Raw genomic sequence first — 17392 nt, 5'->3', positions numbered from 1 at the left:
TTGGACTCGCGGCAACCGGACCGAGTTTAGGAATATTTTCTATAGAATCACTAGAAATAGAACGACCTGTCTTCCTCGTCCCGATATCGCGCCTTAGGCTGACAGCATCGACCGGCCTCGTATGAGCCGGCTACCTACCGTATGGGAGACACGCCTCGTGCCAGCAGAATTCATCAGCGTTACCTTTCCGAACGAATCCAACGACCTTCATCCCCAGCCGCAGGCACCGATCGATCCGGCCTATCTGCAACGCTATGCGCGCACGCTGGACGATTACGGCTTCAACTACACGCTGATCCCCTATGCGTCGTCGTCCTTCGATCCCTTCACCATCGGCGCGACGATCCTGGCGCATACCAAGAACATCAACATCATTGTCGCTTTGCGGCCGAACACCGTCTACCCCACGGTCGCAGCGAAGGCGCTGGCCACCCTCGACCAGCTGAGCGGCGGACGCGTCGTCGTCCACTTCATTGCCGGCGGCAGCGACGACGAGCAAGCACGTGAGGGCGACTTTCTCAACAAGGAAGAGCGCTATGAGCGGCAGGAGGAATATATCCGCATCCTGCGGCTTGTCTGGAGCGCGACCGAGCCCTTCGATTTCGACGGAAAATACTACCAGTTCAAGCAGTTCATCAGCAATGTGCGCCCGACCAAGGGGCATATCCCGATCTCGCTCGGTGGCTCGTCGGATGCCGCCTACCGCATCGGCGGCGCGCTCTGCGACATCTTCGGCCTCTGGGGCGAACCGCTGGCCGAGACGAAGCAGCAGATAGACCGGGTCTACGAGGAAGCCGCCAAGGCCGGCCGCACCGACCGCCCCCGCATCTGGGTCACCTTCCGCCCGATCATCGCCGAGACGGACGAACTGGCCTGGGTCAAGGCCCACAAGGTGCTCGACCAGCTGAACGCGAACCGCGAAAAGGGCCTTTCCCGCAAGCCCGTCTCGTCGGCACCGCCCGCCAATGTCGGCTCGCAGCGGCTTCTGGATATTGCCGCGCGCGGCCATGTGCACGACCGGGCGCTCTGGTACCCCACGGTCACGGCCACCAATGCGAGCGGCGCCACCACGGCACTGGTCGGCTCGCCGCAGACCATCGCGGATTCCATCCTCGACTATATCGATCTCGGCGCCGACCTCATCTCGATCCGCGGTTACGACAACTATAACGACGCCGTGGACTATGGCCGCTACGTCCTGCCGCTGGTGCGCGAAGGTATTCGCGCACGGGAAGAGGCGAGCGAACAGGCCGGCAAAGACGGCGGCAAGAAAGCGGCCGCCTGACCTCAAGGATCGCAAACCGGACACCGCCCGCGTCCGGTTTGCAAACGCCGCAAGCGCGCCTTTCCGCGTCCGCAAAGGTGCGCCATGCCGGATGTTATGCGAAAGCCAGAAAGCCCCGACCCCATGTCCGCGACCCCACTGCATCGTCCCCTCAACGTTTCCCCGGCCCAAGTTTCCCAGGTCCAAGTTTCCAAGGTCCCCGTATCCAACCCGACCGTTCCCGAGGCCACCGTCCGAGCGGTCGCGAACGCCGCGCCGGAGGCGGATACATCCGGCCGGTTCCCTTGGGCGGGCATCGAGGCCGTGCACCGTAGCGGCCTTCTGGAACACACCGTGGCCACTCGCTATGGCGGGCCCGGCGGCACGCTATTGGACGCTGCCACCATTCTTCAAGCGCTCGGCCGAGGCGATCCCTCCGTCGCGCTGATCAGCGCCATGACGCTCTTCAATCATCTGGGGCAGGCGGCGAAGGGCCACTGGCCGGACGATCTCTATCGGCGGCTGCTCGATCAGGCAAAAGACCGCCCGCTGCTGATCAACGCGGCCCGCGTCGAGCCCGAACTTGGCTCGCCGGCGCGCGGCGGCCTGCCTGCAACCGTCGCCCGGCGCACGGCCACCGGCTGGTCGATCTCCGGCCGCAAGCGCTTCGTCACTGGGGCTTATGGCCTCACCCACTTCCTCGTCTGGGCCCATACGGACGAGACGCCTTCGCGCGTCGGCACCTTCGTCGTGGAAAACGGCTTGCCCGGCATCGAGGTTATCGAGAACTGGAACAGCCTCGGCATGCGCGCCAGCGGCTCGCATGATGTCGCCTACACCGATGTGGAGATCCCGGCCGAAAACGTGCTTGATCTGGTCGATCCCTCCGTCGCCCAACAGGACAATCGCGCCCATGCCGGCATGACGCTCGCGCTCACCGCGCTCTATCTCGGCGTGGCCGAAGCCGCGCAGGAGGCCTTCATCCGCTTTGCACACGAGCGCGTGCCCGCCAATCTCGGTCATCCCATCGCCCGCACCGAGCGTTTCGTGACGCTCTCGGGCGAGATCGACCTGCTCGTCTCCGGTGCCCGACAGCTGATCTTCGATACGCTCGCACACCGGGGCGACGAAACCGAAGCGCTGATCCGCGCCCGCCTTCTGGCCGGCCGGCAGCTACGCGATGCCGTGCAGATCGCCGTGCGCGGCATCGGCAATCCGGGCCTCGGCGCCGATCTCGGGCTCGAACGGCACTTCCGCGACATCCAGTCCGTGCTCGTCCATGCCCCGCAGGAGGATACCTCCCTCTCGCTGCTCGGCAAAAGCGCCTTTGACCGCTGGGCGAAGACGGACGCCGAAAGCCCGACGGCCACGACAACGGCCGCGCCCCTCCCCGCCCTGAAGACCGCCTGACGCGATCGGACCGCCATGACCCGCTACATCATCATCGGCGCCGGCGCCGTGGGCGCAAGCCTCGCCGCGGAGTTCGAAACCCACGGCATCGCCTATGTCCTCGTCGGGCGTGGCGTGCAGATCGATCATATTGCCCGGCACGGCCTGACCTATCGCCGTCCACACGGCACGCGCCAGATCAGGCTTCAGGCCGTGAACACCGCGACGCCACCGGTGCTAAAGCCCGACGACATTCTGGTTCTCACCGTGAAGACGCAGGATGTGGAGGCGGCAACCGCCTTCTGGGCGTGGCTGCCAGTGGAAGGGGGCGGCCTCGCCGCTGATCTACCGCTGGTGACGGTGCAGAACGGGCTTGCGGCTGAGGATATCGCGCTGCGGCGATTTTCCCGCGTCTATGCCGCCAGCGTCAAGATTCCCGCACGCTACACTGTGACCGGCGAAGTCGTGGTTGGCGGTGCGCCGAACCTCGGCATCGTCACACTTGGCCGCTATCCTCACGGTCTCGACGATACCGCCCGGGACATCGTCGCGGACCTGACCAAGGCAGGCTATCTCACCGAGGCGCGGGCGGACATCACGCGGTGGAAGGCGGAAAAGCTGATCCACAACGTGACCAACGCCACCGAACTCTTCGCCGCCACCCCGGACGCCCGTGCCGCCATTGCCGCCCGCGTGGCCGACGAGGCGCGCACCGTGCTGCACGCCGCAGGCCTCGACCCGGCTGTCCCCTCCGAGCGGACATTCGATATCTCCGGCTGGCACGTGGCCGAAGACAGCGGCATCGAGCAGGGACAACAATCGACGTGGCAGAGCTTTACCCGCGGCTCCTCAAGCGAGGTCGATTACCTCAACGGCGAAATCGTCCGTCTCGCCCGCCTCCACGGCATCCCCGCGCCGCTCAGCGAGGCGCTGCAGCAGGCCGTTGCCCGCTTGGCGCGGGATGGCGGGCGGCCGGGATCTGTGGGGATCGAGGTGGTTGGTGAGCCGTGAGCCGTGAGCCGGATCTAGGTCGTCGGCAGTCGGCAGTCGTAAATAGCGAATAGCGAACGTATCAGGCCTGTCCCGAGGCTTGAAGAGCGGATGATGGGGCGTGGAGCCAACTATCTCTGGTACATTCCGAACGATACCAAAGCTGGGCATCGTGGGGATGTGGCGGTGGAGGGACATGACAGTCTAGAGGCCCTGACAGCACAGGCGACGGGTCTGGAGGAGAGTGGCTGGACGGGCGCGCTGATCGGCACCGGCTGGAGTCGTCCGGATACCTTCACGGTGGCGACCGCGCTCGTTGCGCGAACAAAAACCTTCGAGCCGCTGATCGCGGTGCGCGCCGGCTACTGGTCTCCGGCCCATTTCGCGGCGTCGGCCGCCACGCTCGACGCTTTAAGCGGCGGTCACATCCGCATCAACATCGTCTCCGGCAAGGACGATCTTGCCGCCTATGGCGACAGTGAGGGCGACCAGGAAGACCGCTACGCGAGAACGAAGGCGTTCATGCGGCTCGTACGCCGTCTCTCGACGGAGGAGGACGTATCCTATGCGGGGCGCTATTTCCACGTCTCCGGCTCCACCGTGCAGCGGCGCATCGGCGGCAAAGTATGGTGCGCACCTGGCCGTGCAGCGAGCTGTCAAAGCGGGCGATCTTGCCAGACAACCCTGCAAGGTCTGCGGCATCGACACGGTTGACGCGCATCACGACCAGTACGACGACCCTCTCGACGTCCGCTGGCTCTGCCGCCGTCATTACACTCGCCTGCATCACTATGGCGAGGACATGTTTCCGGTCCGGACCGTTTGACGGACCTAAGAGCGTCTACGCCATCTTTTCGGCCAATCCGTGAACACGAGCTCGTGTCCGCTCATCACCTTACCGGCTCAACCCGAGCCCCTTCGTTCGGCTGAGCCGCTGCTTCAACGTATGATCCCGCGTGAGCTCCGCCATGCGGGTGCGCTCCACAATACGGGCAACGCTTTTGATCGTCTCGGCCTGTTTTGCGATCTCAGGCCGCTTATCAAGCTCGGAGGCGAAGTTCCGCGGATCGGAATGCCCGAACCGAAGCGTCAGCGCATCAGCCACCCGCTTTGCCTCGTCCAGTGCGATCCTCCCCTCCGGCGCTGACCGCAACTGATCGATGAGCGGACCCTGTTTGTCGATCGCTGCCTTTTCCACCTGAACAATAAGCTCGAAGCTGCGAGGTGTCAGCCCGGGCACCTCGACGCCATCGCGTTTCTCGCGCTGCCAGGTTTCCGACGCCCGCTCCGCATCCAGGCGCCGTTCCCAGGCTTTCGAGACGTGGCCGATATGGGCGGCCACCGCCTTTGCGATCTCCGTTGCCTGTTTGCGCTCCTTATTTTCCCCAAGCAGCCCCGACCTGCCACGCAGCTCCCCGAACCGCTCCGGCTGTTTGGCCATGATCGTCGCGAGTTCTTTCCCCCTCCCCGTCTTCTCGGTGATGCCCGTGCGCAGCTGGCGCACGACGCTCTCCGGATCCCGGAACACCTGCTGCACGAGCGACGCAATGGTCCCGAACTTCTGCTCGATTACCGATGCGGCCTTCTCGCGCGCGACGTCCTCGATACCGCGGTCGTAACGCGTGATGGCGGGCACGAGGGGTGCTGGGCGTTCGGACACTGTGGCGTGCTCGGTTCGCTCGCTGGATGCATTGCGCGCCTGTCCCGTGATGTCGGCAAGATCCACCGCGATCTCGCTGCGAATGCCAGCCTTTTCCGCAATCCCCCGGCGATGGGCGAAGTCTCTGGTGTAGTCGAGCGTCGTTTCCTTGACGCCCGAGCGGCTGAGCCGCTCCTCGAGCTGCCGGAATGCCAGATCCTCCCCGGTGAGCACGTTCCAGCGGTTGCGTGTTACGGTGCTTCCATCGGGAAGCCGAACCGGATCCGAGCCGACGCGCTCAAGCCGTATCGCTGCACCAACCTCTGGCGCTGCGACCTCTATCGCGCGTTTGAGATCCGTGCCCCAGATCGTCTGCGTCTCGCCTTTGTCCGTCTTGATCGTGACGAAGGTGCTGTCGCGGTTTTTGGGATCGTGGGCATAGGGTGCGGTACCGAACGCCACCAGCCGACCGGCGCTCGCGTCTGTGAACGCGTCCTGGCTCGCATAGAGCTGGACGCTGTCGCGATGCCGCGTCATGGCGACATAGGTCAGGTGACGGTCCATCGTCTTCGACGCCATCACAAACGCACGATCGACGGTGGCGCCTTGCGTCTTGTGGATGGTGGTCGCATAGCCATGGTCAAAGGACTGGTAACTTTTGGTGGGTATGGTGACGATGCGGTCATTGTTCTGACCGCGACCAGCACCATCGTCGAGCTGAACCTGTATTGCGTCCGGCTCGACGGTCCGCACGGTCCCGAGCATCCCGTTCTTCACGCCGAGATCCCGATCGTTTTCCAGAAACACCAGCCGGTCACTGGGTGCAAAGGCGCGCGCACCGTTGCTCGTCTGGAACGACAGCTCACCATTCTCCCCGCCGCGTGCCAGACGTCCGGTGTCCTGAAGCGCTGAACGGATATCGGCGTTGATGGCGGAGACGTCGGCGCGGCGATGCGCCATGGCAACCCGGCTGCCCTGCGGGCGGGCCTCCAGGTCCGCAACGGTGTCGCGCACGATGGCGGACCGCGCATCATCCACCGTCTGGCTGAACCGGATGTCGCCATGCCGCCGATACGCCGCCAGTCCCTCTGCCGTCTTAAGCGTGGCAAACGACACGGATGCTGCGCGCTGCCAGTCCACGCGCTGACGACGGATGTCGGAGAGCGCACTGTGCCCGATCTGCTCAGCGATCGCCCGGAACGGCGCGCCGGCTCCGATCGCCTGCAGCTGTTCGTGGTCGCCAACCAGAACGATCTTTGCTCCGCGCTGCTCGACCTCGCGAACGAAATGAGCAAGCTGGCGACTGCCGACCATGCCCGCCTCGTCGATCACGAACACGTCCCGGCGGCCAGGCAGCTGACGATCGTTCTGCCACCGCATCTCCCAGGAGGCGAGCGTGCGGGAGGCAATGCCGGACGACTCTTCCAGGCCTTCCGCCGCCTTCCCCGACAGTGCTGCACCCTGCACCTGATAGCCCTGGCGCTGCCAGGCTTCCCGCGCGGCCGTCAGCATGGTCGACTTGCCCGCACCGGCATAGCCGACGACAACCGCAATACGCTCAGGTCCCGTGACATGTTCGATCGCCGCCTGCTGCTCTGCGGACAACCGCGCCGCGGAAAGGCGCCGATCGCGCTCTGCGGTGTCCAGCTCGCCACGCTCGACCTTTGCTACCGTATCGCTGGCAATGCCTGCTCGAAGGGCCGCATTCTGGCGGCGGATCGCATGATCGATATGCTGACGAGCGACCCCATGTGTGCGCGCTGCCTGCAGCCTTTCGGCGCTCTTCGCCATCCCGCTTTCCATCTCGACCATCTCGCGCGTCGAATAGCGCGCGAGCGCAATCCTGCCGGTCGCGTCATGCGTTCGTTCCGGCTGCAACGCGACCAGTGCCGGCGAGGCCATGACGGTTGCGAACGCGTTCTGGAACGCTTGGGCATCGTCGTTGATGTATCGATGCAAAGCACGCGCGACATCGTGGCGGTCAAAGACGCTCTTCTCGCCTGTGATGATCGCCAATACCTCCTCCGGTTTCTCGCGAATGAGATCGGCGTTGCGCCTGGCGGCATCCTCATCCAGTCGCGCGCGAGAGATATCCTGGCCGCGGCGTTGCATCTGTGTCGCGTGAACGCCGGCATGTTCGGTCGGCGTGATCTCCAGTCCCCGTTCGACATGGCTGCGATGATCGACCCGGATATCGAGACCGGCCCTGGCCAAATGGTGATTGGTGATCTGCTCGAACGATTGTCTGATATCGCGAAGCTGCATCTGCGATGTGGGAAGCCCGTTCGACAACAGCCATTTGTTCTCCCGCTCGATCACCGTCTTGTCGCCAAGACCGCGCTCTGTCACCTCTCGCGTCGTCATCAGGAGATGCGCATGATGATTGCGCACATCGCTGTCTGGATGCGGACAATGCACGGCAAAATCCACAGCCGCACTGTAACGGTCCGCAAGCGCCTGAGCGAACGTCCGCGCCAGATCAATCCGCTGCTGCGCCGATAGCTCGTGCGGAAGGGCCACTTCGAACTCGCGGGCAACGCGGGCATCCTTGCGGTTCTCGGCTTTCTCGGCCGCGTTCCACAAGGCCGACCGGTCCTGCGCCCATGCGGCATTCACGCCCATGGTGCCGGCGCCCGGCTCGGGCAGGACAATCTCGGCATGCTCGACGCCCTGCTTGGCGCGGAAGTCGTGGGTCAGGCCATCGCGCGCGTTGGTGAGCCTTTCGGCCGCGCGATAGGCAGCCGACGCCACCGCGCTGCGGCCGCTGCTGCGCGCGATCGGCTTCATGCTGCAATGGTAGATCGCCATACCCGTGGTCGCCTTTCCCGGTGCGCCATCGGCCACTTGAGTTGCGCAGCAACTCGTAAGTGCGCCCTTGTGCCTCGTTCGCTTCGCTCTCTTCGTACGGGATCTCACAGGGTGCCGCTATTTGTAGGATTCACCAAATTGCCGATGCGACAGCCGCTCCGTAGCCTCCCCCTGATGTGGAAGACCCGGATCAGAAAGGACGTCGGCATGGCGCGAAAGAGCATTGGGGAACGGCTGGCCCAGATCGAGGCCCAGCGCAAAACGCTCAAAGCCCGGTTGGGAAAGCAGGAGCGATCGGAAGAGACAAGGCGCAAGATCCTGCTGGGCGCACTGGTGCTTCACCGGCTTCAGACAAGCGGCAACAGCACGTTCACACGGCAGCTCGATGACTGGCTGAGACGCGAGCTGCCAGGCTTCCTGACACGCGAGGCCGATCACGCGCTCTTTGCCGATCTGCTGCAACCGGATCCGCTTCCATCAAGCCCGCTTCCATCAGATCAAGTGACGACATCCTCTGCGACCACGGGCAGCAATGGCGCGGACAGGCAAGGTGAGACGGAAGGCGAGGTGGCGCCATGAACAGAATGACCCGGACCTTTGACGCCTTCGGCAACATGATGCGGCAAGTGTCCCGTGATCCGCTCTGGGCGATCGTCGCCCTGATCGCGGCACCTCTCCGCTATTGGAAGATGGTCGCAAGGGCCGCCGTCTATTTGATGATCGTTTTCTTGGCTGCGGTTGTCGCGCGCGACTATCTGCTACGGCTCGCGGGCAGTGTGACGCATGAAGCGCTCTGGTATCTCGGCAACATCGTTTTGACCCTCGTTGCGTTCGCCTTCGTGTTCCGCGTGATCAGCGAACCGTTGATCCTGCACTTCGGCTCAAGCGACGATGCCACGCACGGCTCGGCCCGGCTTGCGACCACCAGAGACATCGCGCCACTCATCAACGCGCCCTCGGGCTTGCTGATCGGTCGCGATCCGAGAACGGGCAAACTTCTGCGCTATGACGGACCGGCCCATCTCCTCACCATGGCGCCGACGAGGTCCGGCAAAGGTGTCGGCACCATCATCCCGAACCTGCTGACGGCGGATCGGTCGGTGATCTGCATTGATCCGAAAGGCGAGAACGCGATGGTGACAGGGCGTGCGCGTGAACGCTTCGGACCGGTTCATGTTCTCGATCCCTTCGGTGTCACAGGTCGACCGTCCTCGACCTTCAATCCGCTCGACCAGATCGATCCCGACAGCGTCGATGTGGCCGAGGACGCAAGCACGCTTGCCGATGCATTGGTGTTTGACGAGCCGGGCCTGTCCGGCGAGGCGCACTGGAACGAAGAGGCAAAAGCGCTGATCGCCGGTCTGATCCTTCACATCGTCACTAACGAGCCGCCAGCCCGGCGAACGCTTGCCACCCTGCGCGACAATCTGACCCTTGATCCCGGTGCCTTTGCAGCGCTTTTGAAGACCATGCAGGTGTCCCTAGGCGCCAGTTCTGCCGGCAACCTTGTTGCGCGTGCCGCCAACCGTCATCTTGCCAAATCCGACCGCGAGGCGGCCGGTGTTCTGTCATCCGCCCAGCGTCACACGCACTTCCTCGACAGTCCGCGCATGACGGCTGTTCTCGCACGATCCGATGTCCGGTTTGCCGATCTGAAAGCGGGCCACGCCACGGTGTTCCTCGTGCTGCCGCCAGATCGGCTTTCGGCCTATTCCCGCTGGCTGCGCCTGCTCGTGACCCAGAGCCTCACGGACATGGCGCGCGATCGGCAAAAGCCGGATGTCCCCGTGCTCTTCCTTCTCGATGAGTTCGCAAGCCTTGGGTATCTCGCGCCCGTCAGCCAGGCCATGGGATTGATGGCCGGCTACGGCGTCCAGCTTTGGCCGATCCTGCAGGACATCCATCAGCTGCGCGCGACTTACGAGAAGCGAGCAGGCACGTTCCTGTCGAATGCCGGCGTCCTTCAGGTGTTCGGCGTCAACGATCACGAGAGTGCCCGGCTGATCTCCGATCTCCTTGGACAGGAGACCGTCGTCTTCCAGACGATGGGACGCAATCTCGATGCGAGCGATCCTGGCATCTCGCTCAGCCAGCAGCACACCGGCCGTGCCCTCATGACACCTGACGAGGTGCGCAATCTGCCAAAGGAGGTCGAGCTTCTGTTCCTTGCCGGGCAACGTCCGATCGTCGCGCGCAAGCTCGTCTATCATTCCGATCCGGAGTTCGCAGGCGCGTTTGATCCAGCATGAGAACAAATCCTAGAGGTAGGTAGCGGTCTCGTAACGAGACTTGCGTCCGCACAACGATAGGGCAAGAAACACTGTGCAACTGCACAATCCTGTCGGTTCAGTAGGCGGCCCCATATTGAGTTATGTGCCAGAGGATCTGGCTTTCAGCCGGATTCCGACGCCGCCATCGTCGCTTTCAGCGATGAACTCTATCCCGGCATCTTCAAGCACTTTTCTGATGCCGTCTACCGTACTGGGACGAAGTTGCCCACCCGCTTCAAGCCGACTGATGGTCTGCGTCGAAACATTGGCTGCAAGCGCAAGTTCTCTCACACCCCAGCCCAACGAAACGCGCGCCAGCTTGCACTGCATAAAGTTCATTTCACAACCCTGTTGTGAATTAGCTTGCCCATTCTGAGCTGCAAAGGTAGTCTCCCATGTTGTAAAGCGGCTGCCCATGGTGTTCGCACCACCAAGAGCAGCCTGACCACAATCTAGCTTACAGGAGCTTGGATCATGGCTGATTCCGAGAATAGCAGAACTCTGCCCGAAATCTCGATTGAAAAGAACAACTCAACAAGGCACAAGGCCGAAGACGCGCCGAACATCATCACGCGGCGAAACCTTCTTTCACACACAGCGCAGATTTTGCAGCAGCGCTTCACTGACATGGCGCCTCGGACGGAAAGAGGGCCCGCTCCGGTACGAGAAATCTGGTTGCGTTGGTGGAGCCTCCATCAGCAGCATTTGCGCCAAAGTCGCAGGGTACGGACGCTGCGCGACAGGCTATTGGCAGACCTTGATGGCTATCCGTCTGTAGCGATCGACGGACTTGAAGGTGAGCCGCCTCAAATTGCGACGACATACGCGGAGATCCGACACCTGTCCTCCAGGATCGACGCAGGTCGGCTCGACGCCGCACGATCGACACTACGCCAAAGGCGGCAAGCCTGGAAAAAGGCCGACGCTCGCATAGGGTACAGCGCTGCCGTCAGGGGGGAAAGGGACCTCGATCGCTCTGCGGGTATTTCCGCCAACGTGGTACTACTGATGCCGCCGTCCTCCCTCATGGAGGTCGCTGCCAAGCTCCACTGCTTGCTTGTGCTGCACGACCCACGGCTCATACATGGGCATGAGCCGTGGCCTCAATTGCGCAGGATGCTAAAGGAACTCGTCGAGCCTCGTCAACGATCCGGTTGCGGGCGTTGATGTTTTACAAAGGTATCCGGATCCACTCGCTCAGTTCGCTGCGCACGGTTCCACGCCAGGGAACGTGATCATGGTTCGCAAGCTTCTCGTTGTCGCTGGTTATAGCTTTGCTCCTTGTGTGCAACCAACGGTCAAAAGAGAGGCGACTTCCACTGACGCGACAAGCAGTCCTCACATCATGGATCGCGGTATAATTCCGCAGGATCAATAACAAGCTGCGGTCGTCGTCGATGACGAGCAATCAAAACGTGGCTGCCGAACTGAGATTGTTTTCGATTACGAACACCTCTAAGGATCCGAGATGGCGATGGGAGCGTTTTCTATGGATGGCAAAGCTAGTTACGTAAGGCTGGTCAGCGGAGCCTTTGCTCTACTTTTATCGTATGCTGCCGCGCCGGCTTACGCCGCCTGTCAGCGCGCTGATGTCGTGGTATATGGCGGAACGCCCGGCGGGATTGCGGCCGCCATTCAGGCGGCGCGTCTGAAGAAGAGCGTTATTTTGCTCGAACCTACGCTTCACGTCGGCGGAATGCTGTCGAGCGGTTTGACCAAGACCGACGCATCCCCCCGCAAGAATGTCTATGGCGGCATCACGACCGAGTTTCTCAACAAGGCGAAGGCGCATTATGGCACGCCGGATCCGATCCGGATCTACTTCGAATCGAAGTGGGCGGAGTCGACCTTCAACGCGATGCTGACGTCTGCGAAAGTGAAGGTCGAGCTGCAGCAGCGTGTCTTGAAGGCAACGCGGGTTTCAAAAGCGCTGACCGAAATCACCATGCTATCGGGCAAGGCTTACTGCGGAACAGTTTTCGTCGATGCCAGCTATGAAGGCGATCTGACACTGAAATCTGGCGCCGAAACGATCGTCGGTCGGGAAAGTCGTGCAAAATATGGCGAGAGCGCTGCAGGCGTCCAGAAGTTGAAACGGCCCGAGGTTGAAGGAAAAGCCATCCTCGTCGATCCCTATGTCATCGCCGGCAACCGGAACAGCGGCCTCCTACCGGGCGTGATCGATGTCGGTCAGAAACCTCTCGGCTCTGCAGACACGAGCATGATGGCCTTCAACTACCGGCTCTGCGTGACAGAAGAGGCCGGCAACCGTATCCCCTTCACAAGGCCTGCCGACTATGATCCGCTCCGATACGAAACGACGGCAAGGTTCCTGCAGGCCTTGAAGGCAGCCGGCAAAGGCGTGGACGCGGCCCATTTCCTCGGCCGTGGCATGACGGTCAATGGCAAGCTCGACGTTAATTCCACGCGCTATTTCTCGACCAATGTCTGGCACATCGGCTACGACTATACCACCGGGACGGAAGCCAAGCGCGAGGAGATCCGTGCAAAGGTGCGCAATCACATCACAGGCCTGATGTGGTTTGCGCAGACGGATCCGCGCGTTCCTGCGAATGTCCGCCAATATATGACGAAATTCGGATACTGCGCCGATGAATTCAAAGACAATGGCGGAATTCCGTATCAGATGTATGTCCGCCAGTCTCGGCGCCTTGTCGGCCAGTTCGTCCTGACGCAGAACAATCTCGCCAAGAAGACAACGTATAACGACGCGATCGGCCTCGGCTTCTATCCCATGGACGAACATGGCATGATCAGAACCGTTCTGAGTGGTTTCATCGCAGACGAGTCCCGCGAAAGCATCGGCGTTGGCCCTTACCAGATTCCCTACCGCGCCATGCTGCCGAAGACCTCGCAAGTGACCAATCTCATTGTCCCCGTCGCCCTTTCGGCAAGCCATGCCGCCTTCACATCGGTGCGCGTCGAGCCGACGTTCATGGTTCTCGGACAGGCAGCAGGCGCGGCTGCGGCTCTTGCACCGGGTGGCCGAGTGAGTGAGGTCAACGTCAACAAGCTGCGGAGCACATTATCCGCCGCCGGTCAGATTCTGAAATTTTAGGATGCAACCAACAATGGCAGTTCAGGTGGCGCGACTGGCATCGGGCTATATCGAAAATCGCATCGGTTTTCCGAGAGCGAGGCATGCCCATCGTTGAGAGAAGCGGACGCTAACCGGCAATCTCAACAGGACTTTGGTGTGCGACGATCGGCGTCTTCGGCATGTAGCCCCTGCTCCCGTCCATCAGCACCTTTGTATATGGGTGTGTCACCGTGCCTTCGAGGATCTGCTTCTTCGTCACCGTCTCTAGAAAGATGCCGCTTTGCATGACGGCGACACGGTCGCAAAGATGCGCGACGACCGCCATATCATGGCTCACGAGAATGTAGGTCAGGTTCTCGCGTTTTCTGAGGTCTTTGAGAAGGTTCAGGATTTCTGCCTGAATGGAGACGTCGAGAACGGACGTCGGCTCATCAAGCAGGAGAATACGGGGTTCTAGAATAAGGGCGCGGGCGATGGCGACCCTGCAACTAGGCGGTTATCCGAAAATTCCTCATACAAGCAGCCGATGGGAAACCCACCAAAGGCAAGGGACTGGCCGACATGCTCTACATGCCGGAATTCTTCGACGCCGACAAGGGAACCGACATCGCCGCACGCCGCGACACGTTCCTTTGCCAGGCCGTCCGGTCGCAGGGCAAGCGCCGCTCTTTGGCGCTGCTGATCGGCGAGGTGAAGGAGGTTGCTCCGGCACGGGCCGGCGTCCGGATGACGATGAAACACGCGCCGCGATACCCGTTCATGCCGTCGGACGACTTTCATCGTCGCATGAACCGGGTCTTCGAAACCGAACTGTCACTGTGGAATGCGACGGAAGGCAGTCACCTGATGGCGGTGGCAACCTTCGGCATCGACGCCGCCGGCATTGCGGGGGTCGAGGAGATCGCGCTGATGGTCGTCACCGATCGGTGGATTCCGTTCGACAGCCGCTATGAGCTGGCGCTAATGGACGCCTTGACGTTTCGCGGCGCCAGCATCGTGAAGATGCTGCGCTACAAGCCGCCGCGCTCCACGCCGATGGCTAGCCTCCTGCTGCGTCCCGACCAGGCGCCGCCGATCGCCATGTACATCGTTCCAGACGATATCGACAGTGCCTATTGCGAGGCTCGCGAAGCCCGCGCCGAGGAAAGCGGGATGACGTCCTGGGTCTGGAATGTCAGGGACGGCGCCATGCCGGACCTGCCCGTGTAACGATTGCTCGTCGAGCGGCCGATTTCGGCCCTTCATTGCAGTGCTTGCCGTGACGTCAGCATCTCGCATCGGATATTTGCAGCGGACGATCGCCCCCTCTCAGCGCGGGCAGAGACCGCTCCGCTGGAGAGTCGGAACAGGGACGCCGCCGAGGGCCCTTGCGGCGGAAGGCGCCAGTGACTGTATCGCGCGGATCAAACAACTGCGCGTCCAACCGGCGGCAGCACCGTCCCGACATGGGAGGGGAGGCTTACGCCTCCGCCTCCTTCGCCCGCTCGATGAGGATCGCAAGGCGCTTCAGGCTCTCGGCGCGCTCGCGCTTGGTCAGGTAGCAGGAAGCCAGCTCGGCGCGCAGTTCAGCGATGTCGAGGAAGATGTTGTAGGTCATGGGAAGCTCCTTCGTTGATAAGGAGGTCCGGCAACGTGTGAGAAGGAAGTGGGTCAAGGATCGCGGCACGCGACCGGCGGAGCCGGCGCATGGGGGAGCCGAAATGCGCAGCATTTTGGGGGAACCGTGCGTCCTTGAGGCGCGACGCCGAGCCGTACACTGCCGCTCTATCAGAGAGGGAAAGGTCCAGTGTGGCACCCGTCGGCACCCCTGCGACGCGAAGCGGCGCCACTGAGAAACTGATCATGATCTCCGCCAGATACGGATCCGGCGTTCACGGTCGCATCACTCGGCTGGCGGGGGGTGAACGGTCGCCGCCGCCGAGCGATGGGACGACGGGGGTGAGCTCAGCTCGTCGAGGATCACGAGTTCACGCAGGGGCACGGTGTCCTTCAGCAGGACGACCTCATAATCGTCGGACTTCCAGTCGAAGTCGCGGCGCCAGACCTCACCGAGGTGAGCCCAGGCGCCGTCGGGCCAAGAGGGGATGTCCTCGGCGTTCGGGGCGCGGGTGGGTGTGGATGGTTCGGCCATGTCAATGCTCCAGTTGCCAATCTCGCGGAAAGGTGGCCCCGCCCTTTGGGGGCGAGGCCTCTGCGCTGTCAGGCGTCGCGCTTCTGGCGGGACCAGACGAGGGCGTAGTCGCCGTCGGTTTCACTCGGCCAGAGAGCCGCGGTGATCGGGGACGGGAAGCTCGGGTCGTCCAGCTTGACCGAGATGTAGGGCTCGCCGTCGCTCGACGTGGCCTTCCAGGCGGCGCCCACCTCGGCCATGCCGCTCATGATCCGGAAATCGGGCGCGTCCCGCGAGGTGCGGTCGATGGGGTTGAGACGGGCCTTGAAGCCGACGGTGAGGGTGCGGACCGTACCCAGGATGGTGTTGCCGCTGGTGGTGAATTCGCCGATGACAGCCATGATCGTGATCCTTTCGGTTTGCTCGGGCCGCGCCCCTGCGCGACCTCGATGGGGTGTCAAAGACCGCTGGCGATCGCCACCGCATCCCGAAGGGACCGAAATGGAATGCAGGACGGCCGAGAGCGGCTTTCTTGGATCGCGAGGAATGCGAGCGTAGCGAGCAGGGGAAGAAAGTCGCAGAAGGCCGTTGCGGTCAGGCGATCGAGACGCAGTCGTCCTGCGGTCACACCCATACATCGAGGACGTGCCGGGGCGCACCGATCATCAACGCAGAAGGATCCCGACCGAGGTGTGTCTATCATCGACTGTTTGAAGCACAACCAGCAGGGACACATTCTTGGCACTGGCTTGGGCGTTGCGTCACCAGCAAGCTCGGCTAGATCAACGTATACGCACCGCCGACGCCGCTCTTCTGGATGCCTCGGCGTACAAAGGTGACGTCTAGATAGACCCTCGAAGGCACGAGGTTCAGGCTCGCTCAACCATGAAACCGGCTCCTGTAGGCATTGGGGCCGACACCAAGCCGCTGAAGGAACACGCGCCGCATTGTTTCTGTCGATCCGAAGCCACAGCGTGCCGACGTTCGCGTCACACTCGCGCCATCTTCCAGAAGCTGCCGCGCGCTCTCGAAACGGATGGTTTCGACGCCGTCAGCCGGGGTGCGGCCCGTGCTTTGGCGGTAGCGCCGAGAGAAGGAGCGAAGGCTCATGCCGGCTTGGTCTGCCAGCGCGCCGAGTGACAGGTCCCGGTCGAGATGATCCGCTATCCAGCCGTGCAACCCCTCGAAGTTGCCGTCCGATTCCTGAAGGGCCAGCGCGGCGCTGAACTGCGCCTGGCCGCCCGGCCGCTTGAGGAACACGACGAGCTGGCGTGCGATCGCCAGAGCCAGCGGCCGGCCCTTGTCGGCCTCCACCATCGCCAAAGCCAGATCGATGCCGGCCGTCACTCCTGCTGAGGTCCAGACCTGTCCGTCGCGAACGAATATCGGATCAGGATCGAGGCGGACCGCGGGAAAGCGGGCGGCGAACTCGGCGCATCTGCCCCAGTGCGTCACCGCGCGGCGGCCGTCGAGAAGGCCGGCCTCGGCGAGGAGAAAGGCACCGCTGCAGACGGAAGCGGTGCGCGATGCGATGGCCGCGCGTCGGCGAACCCAGTCGAGGAGTGCGGTATCGCTGCATGCGGCATTCACGCCATAGCCGCCGGAGACGATGAGGGTTCCCCCACCCCCCTCTTCTGCAAGGGTCGTGGATCGCAGAACGATGCCGGAGCTCGTCACGACCTCCACGTCGGTCGAGACGATGCAGATCGCATAGGGCTTTGGCACTCCTGCCGGCGTGAGATCGTTGGCCGTGGCGAAGACCTGCGCAGGCCCTGTCACATCCAGAAGCTGGGCGTTCGCGAAGGCGAGGATCTCGATACGATGGGGGTGATCATTTGGCATGAAACGAGCGATGATTGGC

The 17392-nt window shown here is 62.7% G+C and carries 15 protein-coding genes and 2 pseudogenes; 10 read left to right on the top strand and 7 right to left on the bottom strand.

What is annotated here, in order from left to right; all coding sequences use genetic code 11:
- Nucleotides 1-157: 157 nt before the first annotated feature.
- From G8E10_RS14830 to G8E10_RS14810, 5 genes and pseudogenes are all read left to right on the top strand, one after another.
- Nucleotides 158-1285, top strand: a complete 1128-nt coding sequence (locus G8E10_RS14830) for an LLM class flavin-dependent oxidoreductase (RefSeq protein ID WP_132665773.1) — start codon at nt 158-160, stop codon at nt 1283-1285.
- A gap of 123 nt (nt 1286-1408) precedes the next feature.
- Nucleotides 1409-2674 (top strand): acyl-CoA dehydrogenase family protein, encoded by a 1266-nt coding sequence (locus tag G8E10_RS14825; RefSeq protein WP_167129895.1) that lies wholly within the window; start codon nt 1409-1411, stop codon nt 2672-2674.
- A 15-nt stretch (nt 2675-2689) separates the two neighbouring features.
- The gene (locus tag G8E10_RS14820) at nt 2690-3664 is read left to right on the top strand and encodes a ketopantoate reductase family protein (RefSeq protein WP_167129894.1); all 975 of its coding nucleotides are present in this window, start codon (nt 2690-2692) and stop codon (nt 3662-3664) included.
- 93 nt (nt 3665-3757) lie between these two features.
- Nucleotides 3758-4258: pseudogene (locus G8E10_RS14815) on the top strand (LLM class flavin-dependent oxidoreductase); the annotation flags it as partial.
- Complete coding sequence (locus G8E10_RS14810; protein WP_281517596.1) at nt 4209-4469, top strand: hypothetical protein; 261 nt, start codon at nt 4209-4211, stop codon at nt 4467-4469. The pseudogene G8E10_RS14815 and the gene G8E10_RS14810, both read left to right, overlap by 50 nt.
- Before the next feature lie 69 nt (nt 4470-4538).
- Here the strand turns inward: G8E10_RS14810 and traA are convergent, their stop codons facing one another.
- The gene (gene traA / locus G8E10_RS14805) at nt 4539-8090 is read right to left on the bottom strand and encodes a Ti-type conjugative transfer relaxase TraA (protein ID WP_167129893.1); all 3552 of its coding nucleotides are present in this window, start codon (nt 8088-8090) and stop codon (nt 4539-4541) included.
- 207 nt (nt 8091-8297) lie between these two features.
- Here traA and G8E10_RS14800 point away from each other — a divergent pair, with 207 nt between their 5' ends.
- Nucleotides 8298-8669, top strand: a complete 372-nt coding sequence (locus tag G8E10_RS14800) for a mobilization protein (RefSeq protein ID WP_167129892.1) — start codon at nt 8298-8300, stop codon at nt 8667-8669.
- Nucleotides 8666-10339 carry a type IV secretory system conjugative DNA transfer family protein gene (locus tag G8E10_RS14795; RefSeq protein ID WP_167129891.1) on the top strand — a complete coding sequence of 558 codons (1674 nt, stop codon included), beginning with the start codon at nt 8666-8668 and terminating at the stop codon, nt 10337-10339. The genes G8E10_RS14800 and G8E10_RS14795 overlap by 4 nt, the downstream gene beginning before the upstream one ends.
- A 120-nt stretch (nt 10340-10459) precedes the next feature.
- Here the strand turns inward: G8E10_RS14795 and G8E10_RS14790 are convergent, their stop codons facing one another.
- Entirely contained in the window at nt 10460-10777 is a 318-nt protein-coding gene (locus G8E10_RS14790; protein ID WP_425530844.1) for a helix-turn-helix domain-containing protein, read from the bottom strand.
- A gap of 57 nt (nt 10778-10834) precedes the next feature.
- Here G8E10_RS14790 and G8E10_RS14785 point away from each other — a divergent pair, with 57 nt between their 5' ends.
- Together G8E10_RS14785 and G8E10_RS14780 are read left to right on the top strand one after the other, a co-directional pair.
- Nucleotides 10835-11527 carry a hypothetical protein gene (locus G8E10_RS14785; protein WP_167129890.1) on the top strand — a complete coding sequence of 231 codons (693 nt, stop codon included), beginning with the start codon at nt 10835-10837 and terminating at the stop codon, nt 11525-11527.
- A 301-nt stretch (nt 11528-11828) separates the two neighbouring features.
- Nucleotides 11829-13439 (top strand): FAD-dependent oxidoreductase, encoded by a 1611-nt coding sequence (locus tag G8E10_RS14780; RefSeq protein ID WP_343289805.1) that lies wholly within the window; start codon nt 11829-11831, stop codon nt 13437-13439.
- A gap of 109 nt (nt 13440-13548) precedes the next feature.
- On the opposite strand, the pseudogene G8E10_RS14775 reads toward G8E10_RS14780, so the two are convergent.
- Nucleotides 13549-13905, bottom strand: a pseudogene (locus tag G8E10_RS14775) (ATP-binding cassette domain-containing protein); the annotation flags it as partial.
- 14 nt (nt 13906-13919) lie between these two features.
- On the opposite strand from G8E10_RS14775, the gene G8E10_RS14770 reads away from it, so the two are divergent.
- Entirely contained in the window at nt 13920-14630 is a 711-nt protein-coding gene (locus G8E10_RS14770) for a DUF1173 family protein (protein WP_167129969.1), read from the top strand.
- 250 nt (nt 14631-14880) lie between these two features.
- Here the strand turns inward: G8E10_RS14770 and G8E10_RS14765 are convergent, their stop codons facing one another.
- From G8E10_RS14765 to G8E10_RS14750, 4 genes are all read right to left on the bottom strand, one after another.
- Nucleotides 14881-15018, bottom strand: a complete 138-nt coding sequence (locus tag G8E10_RS14765) for a hypothetical protein (protein ID WP_167129888.1) — start codon at nt 15016-15018, stop codon at nt 14881-14883.
- 285 nt (nt 15019-15303) lie between these two features.
- On the bottom strand, nt 15304-15552 hold the full coding sequence (locus G8E10_RS14760) for a hypothetical protein (protein ID WP_110807985.1): 249 nt from the start codon (nt 15550-15552) through the stop codon (nt 15304-15306).
- Between the two features lie 68 nt (nt 15553-15620).
- Nucleotides 15621-15932: a DUF736 domain-containing protein gene (locus G8E10_RS14755; RefSeq protein ID WP_110729220.1), complete on the bottom strand. Its 312-nt coding sequence runs from the start codon at nt 15930-15932 to the stop codon at nt 15621-15623.
- A gap of 478 nt (nt 15933-16410) precedes the next feature.
- Entirely contained in the window at nt 16411-17373 is a 963-nt protein-coding gene (locus tag G8E10_RS14750; protein WP_132449356.1) for a GlxA family transcriptional regulator, read from the bottom strand.
- Nucleotides 17374-17392: the final 19 nt, after the last annotated feature.

This window comes from Ferranicluibacter rubi, assembly GCF_011603255.1.
Taxonomy (GTDB): Bacteria; Pseudomonadota; Alphaproteobacteria; order Rhizobiales; family Rhizobiaceae; genus Ferranicluibacter; species Ferranicluibacter rubi.
The sequence above is the reverse complement of the archived record's forward strand: the minus strand, read 5'-3'. Positions and strand labels throughout refer to the sequence as shown.